Annotated in this window: 16 protein-coding genes; 8 read left to right on the forward strand and 8 right to left on the reverse strand. The window is 63.0% G+C overall.

Translation table 11 applies throughout. From position 1 onward, the window contains the following. Position 1: 1 nt before the first annotated feature. Both bchE and EOC83_RS09100 read right to left on the reverse strand, forming a co-directional pair. The gene (gene bchE / locus EOC83_RS09095; RefSeq protein ID WP_063169721.1) at positions 2-1,570 is read right to left on the reverse strand and encodes a magnesium-protoporphyrin IX monomethyl ester anaerobic oxidative cyclase; all 1,569 of its coding nucleotides are present in this window, start codon (positions 1,568-1,570) and stop codon (positions 2-4) included. Between the two features lie 117 nt (positions 1,571-1,687). After that, on the reverse strand, positions 1,688-2,164 hold the full coding sequence (locus EOC83_RS09100; RefSeq protein WP_024502088.1) for an Lrp/AsnC family transcriptional regulator: 477 nt from the start codon (positions 2,162-2,164) through the stop codon (positions 1,688-1,690). A 136-nt stretch (positions 2,165-2,300) separates the two neighbouring features. On the opposite strand from EOC83_RS09100, the gene phhA reads away from it, so the two are divergent. After that, positions 2,301-3,137 (forward strand): phenylalanine 4-monooxygenase, encoded by an 837-nt coding sequence (gene phhA, locus EOC83_RS09105; RefSeq protein WP_063169722.1) that lies wholly within the window; start codon positions 2,301-2,303, stop codon positions 3,135-3,137. Between the two features lie 121 nt (positions 3,138-3,258). Here phhA and EOC83_RS09110 read toward each other — a convergent pair whose 3' ends face one another. The 3 genes from EOC83_RS09110 to EOC83_RS09120 all read right to left on the reverse strand — a co-directional run bounded on the left by EOC83_RS09110 (position 3,259) and on the right by EOC83_RS09120 (position 5,827). Then, the gene (locus EOC83_RS09110) at positions 3,259-4,698 is read right to left on the reverse strand and encodes a GMC family oxidoreductase (protein WP_063169723.1); all 1,440 of its coding nucleotides are present in this window, start codon (positions 4,696-4,698) and stop codon (positions 3,259-3,261) included. Further along, positions 4,695-4,871: a hypothetical protein gene (locus EOC83_RS09115; RefSeq protein WP_082826619.1), complete on the reverse strand. Its 177-nt coding sequence runs from the start codon at positions 4,869-4,871 to the stop codon at positions 4,695-4,697. The genes EOC83_RS09110 and EOC83_RS09115 overlap by 4 nt, the downstream gene beginning before the upstream one ends. Before the next feature lie 194 nt (positions 4,872-5,065). Further along, a complete protein-coding gene (locus tag EOC83_RS09120) occupies positions 5,066-5,827 on the reverse strand; it encodes a GGDEF domain-containing protein (RefSeq protein ID WP_013528483.1) in 762 nt (253 codons plus the stop codon). Between the two features lie 160 nt (positions 5,828-5,987). Between EOC83_RS09120 and EOC83_RS09125 the strand changes: the two genes are divergently transcribed. Next, positions 5,988-6,701 (forward strand): pyrimidine 5'-nucleotidase, encoded by a 714-nt coding sequence (locus tag EOC83_RS09125; RefSeq protein ID WP_013528482.1) that lies wholly within the window; start codon positions 5,988-5,990, stop codon positions 6,699-6,701. Positions 6,702-6,864: 163 nt separating this feature from the next. Here the strand turns inward: EOC83_RS09125 and EOC83_RS09130 are convergent, their stop codons facing one another. Further along, positions 6,865-7,710: an LOG family protein gene (locus EOC83_RS09130; RefSeq protein WP_013528481.1), complete on the reverse strand. Its 846-nt coding sequence runs from the start codon at positions 7,708-7,710 to the stop codon at positions 6,865-6,867. A gap of 142 nt (positions 7,711-7,852) precedes the next feature. Here EOC83_RS09130 and dapD point away from each other — a divergent pair, with 142 nt between their 5' ends. The 4 genes from dapD to EOC83_RS09150 all read left to right on the forward strand — a co-directional run bounded on the left by dapD (position 7,853) and on the right by EOC83_RS09150 (position 10,299). Beyond that, a complete protein-coding gene (gene dapD, locus EOC83_RS09135) occupies positions 7,853-8,707 on the forward strand; it encodes a 2,3,4,5-tetrahydropyridine-2,6-dicarboxylate N-succinyltransferase (protein ID WP_013528480.1) in 855 nt (284 codons plus the stop codon). Between the two features lie 72 nt (positions 8,708-8,779). Continuing rightward, positions 8,780-9,142, forward strand: coding sequence for a DUF805 domain-containing protein (locus EOC83_RS09140; RefSeq protein WP_013528479.1), 363 nt, complete (start codon positions 8,780-8,782; stop codon positions 9,140-9,142). Next, the gene (locus tag EOC83_RS09145) at positions 9,135-9,512 is read left to right on the forward strand and encodes a DUF805 domain-containing protein (protein ID WP_024502086.1); all 378 of its coding nucleotides are present in this window, start codon (positions 9,135-9,137) and stop codon (positions 9,510-9,512) included. Before EOC83_RS09140 ends, EOC83_RS09145 begins: the two co-directional genes overlap by 8 nt. A gap of 13 nt (positions 9,513-9,525) precedes the next feature. Then, positions 9,526-10,299, forward strand: coding sequence for a hypothetical protein (locus tag EOC83_RS09150; RefSeq protein WP_063169724.1), 774 nt, complete (start codon positions 9,526-9,528; stop codon positions 10,297-10,299). Here the strand turns inward: EOC83_RS09150 and EOC83_RS09155 are convergent. Continuing rightward, positions 10,202-11,242 (reverse strand): 2-dehydropantoate 2-reductase, encoded by a 1,041-nt coding sequence (locus EOC83_RS09155; RefSeq protein ID WP_063169725.1) that lies wholly within the window; start codon positions 11,240-11,242, stop codon positions 10,202-10,204. The two genes, EOC83_RS09150 and EOC83_RS09155, sit on opposite strands and share 98 nt — an antisense overlap. Positions 11,243-11,369: 127 nt before the next feature. On the opposite strand from EOC83_RS09155, the gene dapE reads away from it, so the two are divergent. Then, positions 11,370-12,563, forward strand: coding sequence for a succinyl-diaminopimelate desuccinylase (gene dapE, locus EOC83_RS09160; RefSeq protein WP_063170425.1), 1,194 nt, complete (start codon positions 11,370-11,372; stop codon positions 12,561-12,563). 5 nt (positions 12,564-12,568) lie between these two features. After that, positions 12,569-13,204: a hypothetical protein gene (locus tag EOC83_RS09165; RefSeq protein ID WP_063169726.1), complete on the forward strand. Its 636-nt coding sequence runs from the start codon at positions 12,569-12,571 to the stop codon at positions 13,202-13,204. Here EOC83_RS09165 and truA read toward each other — a convergent pair. Beyond that, positions 13,171-13,941, reverse strand: a complete 771-nt coding sequence (gene truA / locus EOC83_RS09170; RefSeq protein WP_063169727.1) for a tRNA pseudouridine(38-40) synthase TruA — start codon at positions 13,939-13,941, stop codon at positions 13,171-13,173. The genes EOC83_RS09165 and truA overlap by 34 nt on opposite strands. Positions 13,942-14,007 lie beyond the last annotated feature (66 nt).

Here is a 14,007-nt window from a genome sequence, read left to right on the forward strand (position 1 = left end):
GTCAGCCGGCTAACTTTCTCGCCTCGGCATCTTCAATATTGTCGATGGTGGGAATGGCGGGCTTTCTGGCCGGGCGTCGAACGGACATCGATTCCTCCTCGGCATCCTGCGGCGCGCCCCAGAATTCGGCCAGCGTCGGGCCGTCTTTCACCCTGATGTCGCGGACCAGAAAGCCCCAGACCTCGCGGAACCACACGCGGCGGCCCATCTGTGTGTACCAGCGCATCGAATGGCGCTGCTCGGGATCCTTGTGGAACAGGATGCGGGCCAGCGCCTTCGGCCGTGATTGCACCGCCAGCTCGATCAGCTTGACGCTGAAGAACAGCATCCACGGCTTCAGCCGCGTCATCTGCAGCACCTGGTGCTTGTAGTCCCACAGGCGCGCATCCTGCTGGATCACCTTGCGATCCCGCGCGATGCGGAAGAACGGCGTCCAGCGATGCGGCGTCACATAAAGCGCCTGGATCTGGTCGGGGTCGTAGGCGATGAGTTGGCGAAAGCCGCGCCACAGGTCGCGAAACCCTTCGTCCTCGAAGCCGGACACCCAGGTCGCCATAGACAGGATGCCGCTGAGACGCAGCAGCCTTATCGCCTCGCGATCGGATGAGGTGCTGCCGCCCTTGCGGATTAATTGAAGCGTCTGCTCGTCGGTGTTTTCCATGCCGAGCAGCCAGCGGATGACACCGGCCTTGCGGTAGAGATGCAGGATGTCGGCATCGCGCACGATGTCGTCGGCACGGGTCGAACCGACGATCAGCACCGGCACGTTCTCGGCGATCAGGGCATCGAGGAAGGCCCGCCAGGCTTTCTTCGAGACCGTCGGATTCTCGTCGGCAAGATTGATGAGCTCGACGCCATGTTGGCGATGCAGCCATGCGATCTCCCTGGCGAATTTCACCGGATCGCGATGCCGCCAGCGGGTCCAGAAGCCGCGCTGGCCGCAATAGTTGCACAGATGCGGACAGCCGCGCGAAAACTGCATGACCACGGCCCGCTTGCCGCCCCAGTAGCTGTAACTGGGATGGTCGATCAGTTCCCAGCCGACGCGGTAGGCGTCGAGGTCGGCAATGGTCATGGCCGCCTGTGTGGCGAAGGGGCGGCTGAGATCGTCGCGATAGGCGATGCCGGCCACGCTCGCCGGCGGCTGGCGCATCTCCAGCCCTTCGATCAGCGCCACCACCGTCGCTTCGCCCTCGCCGCGCACGATGAAGTCGAAGGCATCGGTAGCGGCCAGGATGTCGCGCCAATGATAGGTCGGGAAAACGCCGCCATAGATGATGATGGTCGCCGGCTCGCGCTCCTTGATCATGCGCGCGATCACCAAGGCGGTCGGGTGCGCCGAGGTCGAGCCGGAATGGCCGATCAGGACGAAGTCGGGGTGGTCCTCCAGTGCGCTGCGCACGACGTCATCGAGCGGCATCGGCCCGAACTCGGCGTCGACGAGGCGCACCTGATGGCCGGCATCGATCAGCGGCCCGCCGATCGCCAGCAGGCCGAGCGGCGGCAGGTGATCGTCGGGCACGCGGCTGCCGATGGCGGTGTGCGGCGGATTGATCAGGACGATTTTCATGGCGGACCTCCTGGGCAGTTGGTCCGCACAAGCTGGCCGGCGATGTGGACACGTGCTTGGCCCGTTTCAGCAGTTTGCGTGCAGCTTTTCCTCAAGGAGTGCGAAGGGCAGGCATTGTCATCGCCTGAGATGCCCGAGCGGCACATGGCCCGGGCCCTTGATGTTCTGCAGCACCAACTGCGTGTGGACGTCGCGCACGCCGTCGAGCCGCATCAGCCGGTGCATGACGAAAGCGTTGAGCTCGTCGACCGACGGCACCATGACATGCAGCAGAAAGTCATGGTCGCCGGTCATCGTCCAGCACGAGGAAACCTCGTCCATGCGCTGCACGGCGGCGATGAAGCTTTCGGGCGAGCCGTCGCTGTGGCTGACGAGGCGCACCTGGATGAACACCTCGACCATCAGCCCGACAGCGCGGCGGCTGATCACGGCGGCAAATCCCTTGATGATGCCGGCCTCCTGCAGCGCCTCGAAGCGCCGCGCGCATGGTGTCGTCGACAGGCCGATCTCTTGCGCCAGCTCGGAAACCGGTTTGCGCCCGTCGCGCTGCAGGACATCGAGCATCTTGATCTCGAAATCATCGAATCGAGGCATTTTCACTCCTTCCTGGGAATTTCTGAGTGAATATTATCCCGATTTCCGAATTCGAGCCATCATCAAAACCGATTCGCCTCCGCAAATCCGCTTAACGTTCAGCACGTCAGCGATTTGCTTTGCGAGGAGAAAAACCATGACGACGATGAGCGTTGCCGAATACGCCCGCGACTGCGCGGCGCAAGGATTGCGCGGCGACTACTCGGTCTGCCGTGCCGATTTCACCGTGTCGCAGGGTTACGATTACAGCGATGAAGAGCAGGCGGTGTGGCGCACGCTGTGCGACCGCCAGACCAGACTGACGCGCAAGCTCGCCCACCATTCCTACCTCGACGGCGTCGAAAAACTCGGCCTGCTCGACCGTATTCCCGACTTCGACGAGGTCAGCGCCAAGCTGCGCAAACTGACCGGTTGGGAGATCGTCGCGGTGCCGGGGCTCATTCCCGCGGCTCCGTTTTTCGACCATCTCGCCGATCGCCGCTTCCCGGTCACCAACTGGCTGCGGACCAGGCAGGAGCTCGACTACATTGTCGAGCCCGACATGTTCCATGATTTCTTCGGCCATGTGCCGGCGCTGTCGCAACCGGTGTTCGCCGATTTCATGCAGATGTATGGCGAGAAGGCCGGCGACATCATCGCGCTGGGTGGCGACGAGATGATTTCCCGGCTCTACTGGTACACGGCCGAATATGGCCTGATGCGGGAGGCCGGCCAGCCGCTGAAGGCCTTTGGCGCCGGCCTTATGTCGTCGTTTACCGAGCTGCAGTTCGCCGTCGAAGGCAAGGACGCCCACCACGTGCCCTTCGACCTGGAAACGGTGATGCGCACCGGCTACGAGATCGACAAGTTCCAGCGCGCCTATTTCGTGCTGCCGTCCTTCGACGCCTTGCGCGATGCCTTCCAGACCGCCGATTTCGCGGCAATCGTCGCCCGGCGCAAGGACCAGCCGGCGCTCGATCCGGCGACGCTCTAGAGCATTCCAGGAAAAGTGTGAAACGGTTTTCCGTCCGGAATTGCGTCAAACAAAGAGTTAGAGCGGATCGCCGTTCCGTGAAACGGTGAACTGCCCTAGGCAGCATGCTGCCCTGCAGCCGTCAGGCGGTGACCACCTTGCTGAGATGGTCGCCCAGCCGGCAGGCCAGCGCGGTGATCGTCGTCGTCGGGTTGCATTGACCCGACGTGCAGAACACCGAGGAGCCGCCGACATAGAGATTGTCCATGCCGTGCACCTTGCAGTTGGCGTCGACCACGCTCTTGCTGATGTCGGTGCCCATGCGCGTGCCGCCCATATGGTGATGGCCCGCCGTCTCGTCGTTGGTCGGATAGTCCTGACCATTGCTGATCCAGTCGGCAATGCGCACGCGGCCGAGATTCTTCTCGATCAGCGTTGCGCCGAACAGTCTGAGCCCTTCGAGAAGGGTGCGATGTTCCAGTTCGGATTTCTTCCAGTGCAGTTCGATGCGCGGCACGCCGGCATGGTCGACATCGGTCTTCGACAACTCGATCTGGTTGGAGGCCAGCGGCGCCTGTTCCCAGGCGACGTAGAGCTGGGCCGCGCAGCGCAGTCGCTGACTGAGCTGGTAGGACATCCATTCCGCCATGCTGGGCGCCGTGCAGGCGAGGTCGGCGATAAGGCTCTTGACCCCGGGATACGGCGTCTCGATCAGCCGGATGCCGAAGTTCATGATCTGCAGCCGCTCCATGGCGGCAAACGTCGGCGAGAAGAAGGCCTCGTTGACGGCGTCGACCTCGAACGCGTTGTAGTCGGCCAGGATGGCGTTGCCGCCCTCGAAGGTCGGATGCTCCATCCAGTAGCGGCCAAGCGCAGTTGCATTCGGCACGACGCCGCCGTTCGAGCGCTGGTTGGACCACAGAAGCAGCCGCGAATTCTCCAGCCCACCGGTGCAGACGATGAAATAGTCAGCGCTGAACGAGCCGGCATCCTGTCCGTTCGACCACAGCCTGGCGCCAGTCACGCGTCTGCCGTCGCCGGCAAGTTCGGTGGCACAAGTGTTGAGCACCACCGCGATGTTCGTGGCCTTGTCGAGTTCATCGCCGAACTTCTCGGCGAAGCGCACGGCCGGGCTCTTGATCAGCTGCACCCAGCGAATGTCGTCCGAGATCGGCATATCGGGCCGGAGGGCCGGAAGGTCGAGAATATCGCGCACTTCCGGCAGATAGGGTTCGATGTCGGTGCGGGCGATCGGCCAGCCCGTATCGGGTACCCAGGCCTTCGGCTCGAAATCCTGCTTGTCGAGCACGCGGCACCAGCCTGCCCAGTGGTTGGAACTGCCCCCCATGAACCGCAGCCGGGTGATGTCGAGATCGAAATAGAAATCTCCGACCGTGCTGCCCCGGTAAAAGTCCTGCGAGTCGTCGCTGAATTCGCGCGGACCGGCCTCCATCACCACCACCGGAATGCCGGCCGCGCCAAGCTTGCGGGCAATGGTCATGCCGGCCGGACCGGAGCCGAGGATGCAGACCTTCGGGGTGAAGTTCGCAGCGCGATACGCCTCGTAGCTGTCGAAGATCATGCCAGGTCGCTCCGCTTCAGGATCCAGCCATCGACCTCGACGATCTCGTTCGGGTCGGGCTTTGGACCGGCGGCATCGGCATCAGGCAGCTTGCGGAACAAGGACAGGGCAGGCAATGCGATCAACGCCTGCACGAGCGCGCGGCGTGACATTTTCTTGATGATGAAACTCATGGCTGGTCTCTCGGCTGGGCTTCGGCACTGCATGGCGTTCCCAGAACGGCAATTCCCGGAACGACACATGCATCACCGTGGAAGCCAGTATCGTGCCAAGTCTGGCCGCAAAGCAGTGAAAACCCGGCTAAGCGGTACAACCGAGTGCAAACAGGGTTAGAGTTTTCTTAACAGGCCGGTTGCGGCAGATCGGATCACGCCGCCTCGGAAATGCCGGTGTCGATGATCGTCAGGTTACGGCCCTGGTGCTTGGCCTGGTAGAGGCGCCGGTCGGCGGCGCGCATCAACTCCGACACGCTGGCTTCCTCGCCGCAGACAGTACCGCCGATGCTGACCGTGAGCGGAATGGTCCGCTCGTCGACGGGCCGGAAGCGGATCAGCTCGACTTCGCGGCGAATGCGCTCGGCGACGCGCTTGGCCTCCTGCTCGGTGGCGCCAACCAGAAAGGCGCCAAATTCCTCGCCGCCGATGCGGCCGAGCACATCGCCGCTGCGCACGCCGCGCTGAATCGCGCTGGCGATCAAAAGCAGCGCGTCATCGCCGGTCAGGTGGCCGAAATTGTCGTTGATGGTCTTGAAGTGGTCGGCATCGATGATCAGCAGCGCGCCGCGATCGGACTTGCGGCGCGAACCGTCGAGCGCGGCAAAGAAGCTTTCCCGGTTGAGCATGCCGGTCATGTCGTCGCGGCTCGCCTTTTCCGCCAGGCGGCGATGCGCGGCGGCGAGCTGGGCATGGGCTCGGGCGAGATCGCGATGCGCGTTTTTCAGCCTGTCGCTTTGCCAGAAAGTGCTTGCGCTGGCGGCCCACGCCAGCACCAGCGGACAGAGCGTGGAGGTCAGCCAGATCGTCCGGTTGACCGGAAATCCCATGGCCGGAACGATGATCAGGGTCAGCAGGAGAGAGGCCGCGACTGAGGCGAAAGCAACGGCGGCGGATCTCAGAATTATGCTGTTCATCGCTTGCTCCCACAAGACTGCCTCTCTGCCAGCAAGCCCTGAAGGCCACCTTTCCCAGATGCCTAAAATTTGAATCGTGAGACGATTTACGCAACCTCAACGAGCAGAAGTTGTGGATAAAGTCGCTTTCGGAATGCGCGTTTCATGCCATAAGGAGTCCATGACCACGCTCCCTGACCCCGCCCGCTTCGCCCATGTCACCGACTGGGTCTTCGATCTCGATAACACGCTCTATCCGCACCATTCGAATCTGTTCTCGCAGATCGACGTCAAGATGACCGCCTATGTCGGCGAACTGTTGGCATTGCCGCGCGACGATGCGCGCAAGTTGCAGAAGGAGCTCTACCGCGAATATGGCACGACGCTGAACGGCCTGATGACACGCCACGGCATCGACCCCGACGATTTCCTCGAGAAGGTCCACGACATCGACTATTCATGGCTGGTGCCCGATCCCGTTCTCGGCACCGCCATCCGCCAGCTTCCCGGCCGCAAGTTCATCTTCACCAACGGCGACCGCAGGCACGCCGAGCGCACCGCGCGCCAGCTCGGCATCCTCGACCATTTCGACGACATCTTCGACATCGTCGCTGCGGGGCTCAATCCCAAGCCGGCGCGCCAGACCTACGAGAAGTTCGCCGAACTCCACGCCGTCACCGGCCACAATGCGGTGATGTTCGAGGATCTTGCCCGTAACCTTTCGGTGCCGAAGTCGCTCGGCATGACCACGGTGCTGATCGTGCCGCGCAATTTCGAGCCGACCTTTTCCGAGATATGGGAGCGCGACCCGGCCAATGAGGATGATGTCGATTTCGTCACCGACGATCTGGCGGGGTTTCTGACGGCGATTGTGGAGAGGGGGGAGGGGAAATGAAGAAATGATGAAATGACGAATTGGGGATTGATCCGAACGCAGAGCCACAATCCCTTCATTCTTCAATTCTTCAATTCTTCAATTCTTCAATTCTTCAATTCTTCAATTCTTCAATTCTTCAATTCTTCAATTCTTCAATTCTTCAATTCCCCGATCCCCAGCCCTACTCTCCTAACTTATAGAACCGGCTGATAATCCCCCACGCCTCATCCGCGGTGTCGACGAAGTCGATGATGTCCTGATCGCCGGGGCTGATCGTGCCCTGCTCGGCGAGGAAATCGAGATCGATCGCCCGCTTCCAGAAGGATTTGCCGAACAGGATCACCGGCACGCGCTCCATGCGCCCTGTCTGGATCAGGGTCAGCGTCTCGAAGAATTCGTCCATCGTGCCGAAGCCGCCCGGAAACACCGCGACCGCCTTGGCGCGCATGACGAAATGCATCTTGCGGATAGCGAAATAATGGAAGTTGAAACAGAGCTCCGGCGTCACATAGATGTTCGGCGCCTGCTCGTGCGGCAAGACGATGTTGAGGCCTATCGACGGCGCGCCGACATCGTCGGCGCCGCGGTTTCCCGCTTCCATCACGCCAGGCCCGCCGCCGGTCACCACGACATATTCGCGGTAATAGGAGGTAGCCGATTGCTGCGAGCAGAGGCGGGCGAATTTGCGCGCTTCCTCGTAGTATTTGCTGTTCTCTTCGAGGTTCTTCTTCTGCGTCTCGTTCTTGGCCGCCCAGGCCTCGCCGCCGGGTTCCGGCAGGCGCGCACCGCCGAACAGGATCACCGTCGAGCGGATGCCGCGTTCGGCTAGGATCATTTCCGGTTTCAGGAGTTCGAGTTGCAGCCTGACCGCGCGCAACTCGCGCCGCGTCATGAAGTCGGGATCGTTCCAGGCGAGCCGGTAGGTTTCGGCACGCGTCTGCGGCGTGTCAGGCACGCTCTTCGACCGCTCCAGATCCTCGTCCGAATGCGGCAGCGGCGTCCACCCCGCCTTTTCCATAGGAGTCATAACTACCCGTCCAATTCCCTTAACTGCGCCGTCCCGTGACGCACACGCGATTGACCCCCATTAAGCCTTAACATAGGGTCCGCGCGACTTTCAAAACAGGTTAAGGCTCAGTCCCTTAACAGCTTGGTAATGGAGCGAATTCATGTCGAAGCCCGATCTGGCGAGCCTCGAAAAGACCATCGAGAAGGCCTTCGAGGAACGCGATGCGATTTCGACTGCGACGCGCGGCGAAACGCGCGATGCCATCCAGTCGGCGCTTGACCTGCTCGACCGCGGCGCCGTCCGCGTCGCCGAGCGGCAGGCCGACGGCAAGTGGCATGTCAACCAGTGGCTGAAGAAGGCCGTGCTTTTGTCCTTCCGGCTCAACCCGATGGAGATCATCAAGGGTGGTCCCGGCGAAGCGACGTGGTGGGACAAGGTGCCGTCGAAGTTCGATGGCTGGGGCGCTGTCGATTTCGAAAAGGAGGGCTTTCGCGCCGTGCCGGGGTCGATCGTGCGTCGCTCGGCCTATATCGCGCCGGGCGCCGTGCTGATGCCGTCCTTCGTCAATGTCGGCGCCTATGTCGATACAGGCACCATGATCGACACCTGGGTCGGGGTAGGCTCCTGTGCCCAGATCGGCAAGAACGTGCATCTTTCCGGCGGCGTCGGCATCGGCGGCGTGCTGGAGCCGATGCAGGCAGGTCCGACCATCATCGAGGACAATTGCTTCATCGGCGCGCGCTCGGAAGTGGTCGAGGGCTGCATCGTGCGCGAAGGCTCGGTGCTCGGCATGGGCGTCTTCATCGGCCAGTCGACCAAGATCGTCGACCGCGCTACCGGCGAGATTTTCTATGGCGAAGTGCCGCCGAATTCCGTCGTCGTCGCCGGAGCGATGCCGGGCAAGCCCTTTCCGAACGGCGAGCCGGGTCCGAGCCTCTACTGCGCCGTCATCGTCAAGCGCGTCGACGCCAAAACCAGGTCCAAGACCTCGATCAACGAATTGCTGCGCGATTGATCTTTGCGCAAAGCGGGCGCACCTTCCGCCGGCGCGACAATCGGTCGCGCGGGTTCATCATGGAGGGGTGACATGGACTGGAAGTATCTGCTCACAAGTTTTGACGGTCGCATCAACCGTGGCAAGTTCTGGGCCGCGATTGGCGTTTTCATCGTCATTGGCATCGTTGCCTTTATTCTCGATGCGATCCTCGGTACACGCATCACCACGGCCAGTGGCGCCCAGATCGGCATCATCGGCATTCTCATCGCTCTGGCCTCGATCTATTTCGCACTCGCAGTCTACGCCAAGCGCTGGCATGATCGCGGCAAGTCGGGCTGGTGGAGCCTGATCATGCTGGTGCCATTGATCGGCCCGATCTGGTTTCTGGTGGAATGCGGCATTCTCGAAGGCGCCAGGGGCGCCAATCAATATGGACCGGACCCGCTTGCCTGACAGATCAGATCTCACCTGGCTTTTCTTCAAAACCTCGGGCCGCGTCAGTCGCGCGGCCTATTTTCTTGGCGGGTTGCTCGTCGCTATCATCCAGGCCTTCCCGCTCTACCGCTTCACGCTGGTGCCGGAAGGTTCGGCCGAGAGCAACATGTGGTCGTTCATCTTCTTCGTCGCCTTCATCGCCTCGCTGTGGTCGAACATTGCCCTGGCGGTCAAGCGGCTGCACGATTTGGACAAGCCGGGCATTGCGGCGCTGATCCTGTTCGTGCCGGTGGTCTCGATCGTGGCCTTCCTTGTGTTGTGCCTGTTTCCGGGGCAGCCTGGACCCAACCGCTACGGCCGGCGCACCAACGAGCCAGCACAACCCTGAGGTTCGATCGGACATGCGCTACCGTACGCTTGATCCGAAACTGATCATCGAGACCGCAGAACGGCTGGAGACGCGCGTTGCGGAGCGTTTCCCCGATGCCGGCCTGCGCGGCGTTGCCGCCGAACTGGTCTCGCTGTCGCGCGACCTGGCACAGGGCGCCAAGGCCCTGGAAGCGCCGATCTGGTGGCTGCGCGGCCTCATCGTCGCCGCTGTCGTTGCCGGCGCACTGATGTTCATCTTCGTCGGAACCGTATTGCCATTCGACCGCATTTCCAAACCGGGTGATGCCGTCCAGTCTGTGCAAGGCATCGAAGCTTCGCTCAACATGTTCATCCTCGCCATTGTCGGATTTCTCGCCTTGATCCGCTCCGAGGAGCGCATCAAGCGCAAGCAGGTCTTTCGCCAGCTGCATGGCCTGCGCTCGCTGATCCACGTCATCGACATGCACCAGCTGACCAAGGATCCGGCGGCGCTGTCGGCCGATTTCAAGCCAACGTCGCATTCGCCCGCCCGCATCACCAATGCCGCCGACCTGGCGCGTTACCTCGACTATTGCTCCGAAATGCTGTCGATCACCGGCAAGATCGCCGCATTGTTCGCGCAGTCGGTCAATGACGACGTGGTCATCGACGGCGTCAACGACATCGAGAACCTGGCGTCCAACCTGTCGCGGAAAATCTGGCAGAAGATCACGTTGATCGACGGCCGGCCGGTGCAACAATCTGCTCCGGCGCCAGGCCCGGCGAGCCAAGCCGCTCCGCTTCCGCCGCGCGCACCAAGGCGATGATCCGCTGAACCGTCGGCACGGGCGTGCCGGCCTTCCCCGCCAGCCGCAAGATGGCACCTTGCAAGTCGTCGATCTCCGTCGGCCGGCCGCGCTGAAGATCGTCCCACATCGACGAGCGCGCCTGCGGGTCGATCGCCAGCATGCGCCGCGCCAAGAGCTTGAACAGCCAGTCCGGCAGCCTGAGCACTTTCGGCAGCAGCGCCGGCCGCAGGCCGGCGATCCGCGCCGGCTCGATGCCGGACGCTTTCAGCGCCGTCAGCGCCTCGTCGATCTGGCCAGCCAGGATCAGCCGCCAGCGTCGGTCGGCCAGTTCGGTTGCCAGCGGCAGGCCGGAAAGCGCCACCAGCGCGTTGTTCAGATTCATCAGCAGCTTGCCCCACAGCACCGCCTTCATGTCGCCATGCGCTTCAACCGCAAACCCTTCGACGCCAAGCAGGCCGACCAGGCCGGCATCGCCATCCTCGACCATCACCTTGCCGTCGCTGGCGCGGTGCACGCGCAGCGGCAGCTCGCCGTCCGGCGACTGCACCACATTGAACGGCACCATGCCGGCCAGCACCGTTCGCCGGCCAAGTCCGGCACGCAGCCTGTCGGCATTGTCGACACCGTTCTGCAGGCTGATCACCACGGCGTCGGGCCGGGCATGAGCTTTGATAAGATCCGCCATGTCCTGAGTGGCGCCGCTCTTGACCGTGACCAGGATCACGTCTGCCTGCGGCAGGGTGGCGGCCGGATCGGTGGTGACGGCAAGCGCCTCCGGCTTGATCGAGCGATCGCGGCCCTGGAGGTCGCTGACCCGCAATCCACCCTGCCGCAACGCTGCCTCAATGCGCGGCCGGGCCAGCAGAATGACCTTTCGGCTGGCCAGCGCCAGGCAGCCGCCGGCATAGCAGCCGATGCTGCCGGCACCGGCTATGACGATCCGTTTGTCCTTGTCTGCCATCCTGTCGCCCGCGCCGGGTCGCAACTATACGACATGAAAACCATAATATCGGCGGTATCGCCAGCCATGAGGCTGGCCCCTATGTCTGGCCGTGACAGGCCCTGCGCTTTCGACTATCGCTTTTGCCATGACGCTGCCGACCGATCCTGCCGAAAACCTCGCCGCCCTTATCCGTTGCGCTTCGGTGACGCCCGCTGAGGGCGGTGCGCTGACCGCGCTGGAGACGATGCTCAAACCGCTCGGCTTCCTGGTCGATCGGCCGGTGTTTTCCGAAGACGGCACGCCCGATATCGAAAACCTCTATGCAAGGCGTTCCGGCAATGGCCCGCATCTGATGTTCGCCGGCCACACCGACGTGGTGCCGGTCGGCGACGAAGCCGCCTGGACGCATCCGCCCTTCGCCGCCGAGATCGCCAATGGCGAGATGTATGGCCGCGGCGCCGTCGACATGAAGGGCGGCATCGCCTGTTTCATCGCCGCCGTGGCGCGCCATGTCGAGGCCAATGGCGGTCCGAAAGGCTCGGTCTCGCTGCTGATCACCGGCGACGAGGAAGGCCCCGCGATCAACGGCACGGTCAAGCTGCTCGAATGGGCGGCTTCCAGGGGCGAGAAATGGGATGCCTCTGTCGTCGGCGAGCCGACCAACCCGGATGCGCTGGGCGACATGATCAAGATCGGCCGCCGCGGCTCGATGTCCGGCGCCGTCACCGTCAATGGCCGCCAGGGCCATGTCGCCTATCCCTTGCTTGCCGACAATCCGGTGCGCGGGCTGATGAGCCTGGTCGATGCCTTGCTGCATCCGGTTTTCGACAAGGGAACCAGGGATTTCCAGCCGACCAATCTGGAGGTCACCTCCATCGATGTGGGCAACCCGGCCACCAATGTCATCCCGGCCAAAGCGACCGCGACCTTCAACATCCGCTTCAACGACACCTGGACGGACGAGACCCTGCAGGCCGAAATCCACAACCGGCTCGACCAGGCGGCCAGGCGCAAGAAGTACCGGCAGGGCAAGAAGACGCCGGTCGACTACGAGCTCGTCTGGCGCGACCGGCCGAGCCATGTCTTCCTGACCCGTGACGACAGGCTGATCGAAACGCTGCGCGGCTCGATCAAGTCGGCGGTCGGCAAGGAGCCGACGCTGTCGACCTCCGGTGGAACCTCCGATGCGCGTTTCATCAAGGACTATTGCCCGGTGGTCGAGTTCGGGCTGGTCGGCAAGACCATGCACATGGTCGACGAGCGCGTCGCCATTGCCGACCTCGAGACGCTGACGCAAATCTACCAGCGCTTCATAGAAGACTGGTTCGGACAGGGCTGAACAGCATGCTTTCGGCGGACGAAACCCAAGCTTCGCTGACGGGCGCCTGGCGATTGATGCTCGGCAGAGCCGACGGCCTGCGCCTGCTCGACCTGTCGGCCGACGGCTTCTGGAATTCCTTCTTCGCCATTGTCGTTGCAGCACCGGCGCTGATCGTCGGCTGGGTCGGCATCGCCAACGAAATCGGCGATCCCGACGCCTTCGCGGGGCGCTTCAGCATGCTGGTGCGCCTGGCGACGGTCGACATCGGCTCCTGGGTGCTGCCGCTGGTTGCGCTCGCTTTCATCGCGCCGCGCGCCGGCATAGGCGGCCGCTTCGTCCACTACGTCGTTGCCAGCAACTGGGCTTCGGCCATCACCGCCTGGCTGATGCTGCCTTCGGCGCTGATCCGGCTTTTCCTGTCGTCCGCAAGCCAGGTTTCGAGCCTTGTGTCGCTGTTCCTCTTTGCCCTTTCTATGGTGCTGACCTGGCGCATGACAAATGCCACGATGGGCAGGGGCGCAGCGGTCGGCACGGCCGTTTTCGTCGGCATGTTCATTGCGTCGCTGCTGGTGCTGTTCGGCCTGCAGACGTTGCTCGGCATCACCGTCCCGGACGATGTCGGAGTTCAGAGCCTTTCCGGGCTCGTCTCGATCGGATAATCGACACCGGTGAGAAACAGCCCGTCGGGCGGCGCCACCTGGCCGCAGGCGGCGCGGTCGCGCGCCTCGAGCGATGTTTTCAGGTCGGCCGCGCTCCAGCCGCCGTCGCCGACACGCTTGAGCGAGCCGACCATCGAACGCACCTGGTTGTGCAGGAACGAGCGCGCCGAAGCCCTGACCTCGACCATGTCGCCTTGTCGGCTCACATCGAGCCGTTCCAGCGTCCTGATCGGGCTGTTGGCCTGGCACTGGGTCGAGCGGAAGGTGGTAAAGTCATGCCGTCCGAGCAGGACCTTTGCCGCTTCGTGCATGGCGCCGGCGTCGAGCCGCTTCGGCACCCACCACACCTTGCCCTTGTCGAGCGCGGCCGGCGCGCGGCGGTTCAGGATGCGGTAGAGATAGTGGCGGCCAATGGCCGAGAAGCGGGCGTCGAAACTGTCGGAGACCACCGTCGCTTTCAGGATGGCGATGCGCGCCCCGGCCGCCTGCAGATGGGCGTTGACGGCATCGCGCACCTTGTCGCTCGGCCACGCCTTGACGAGGTCGACATGCGCCACCTGCGCGGTCGCATGCACGCCGGCATCGGTGCGGCCGGCGGCGCGCAGCCTGATCGCTTCGCCGCAGAATTTTTCGATCGCCTGTTCGATCGCCTGCTGCACCGAAGGCTGATCCGCCTGGTGCTGCCAGCCGGCAAACAGGCTGCCGTCATATTCGATGTCGAGGCGAAAACGCGGCATTTGCGGCTAGAGCTCTCGCCTCGAGCAATTCCAGGAAAAGTGTGAAACGGTTTTCCGTTCGGAATT

Origin of the sequence: Mesorhizobium sp. Primo-A, from assembly GCF_003997175.1 — a bacterium.
In the GTDB taxonomy this organism is placed as follows: Bacteria; Pseudomonadota; Alphaproteobacteria; order Rhizobiales; family Rhizobiaceae; genus Mesorhizobium; species Mesorhizobium ciceri.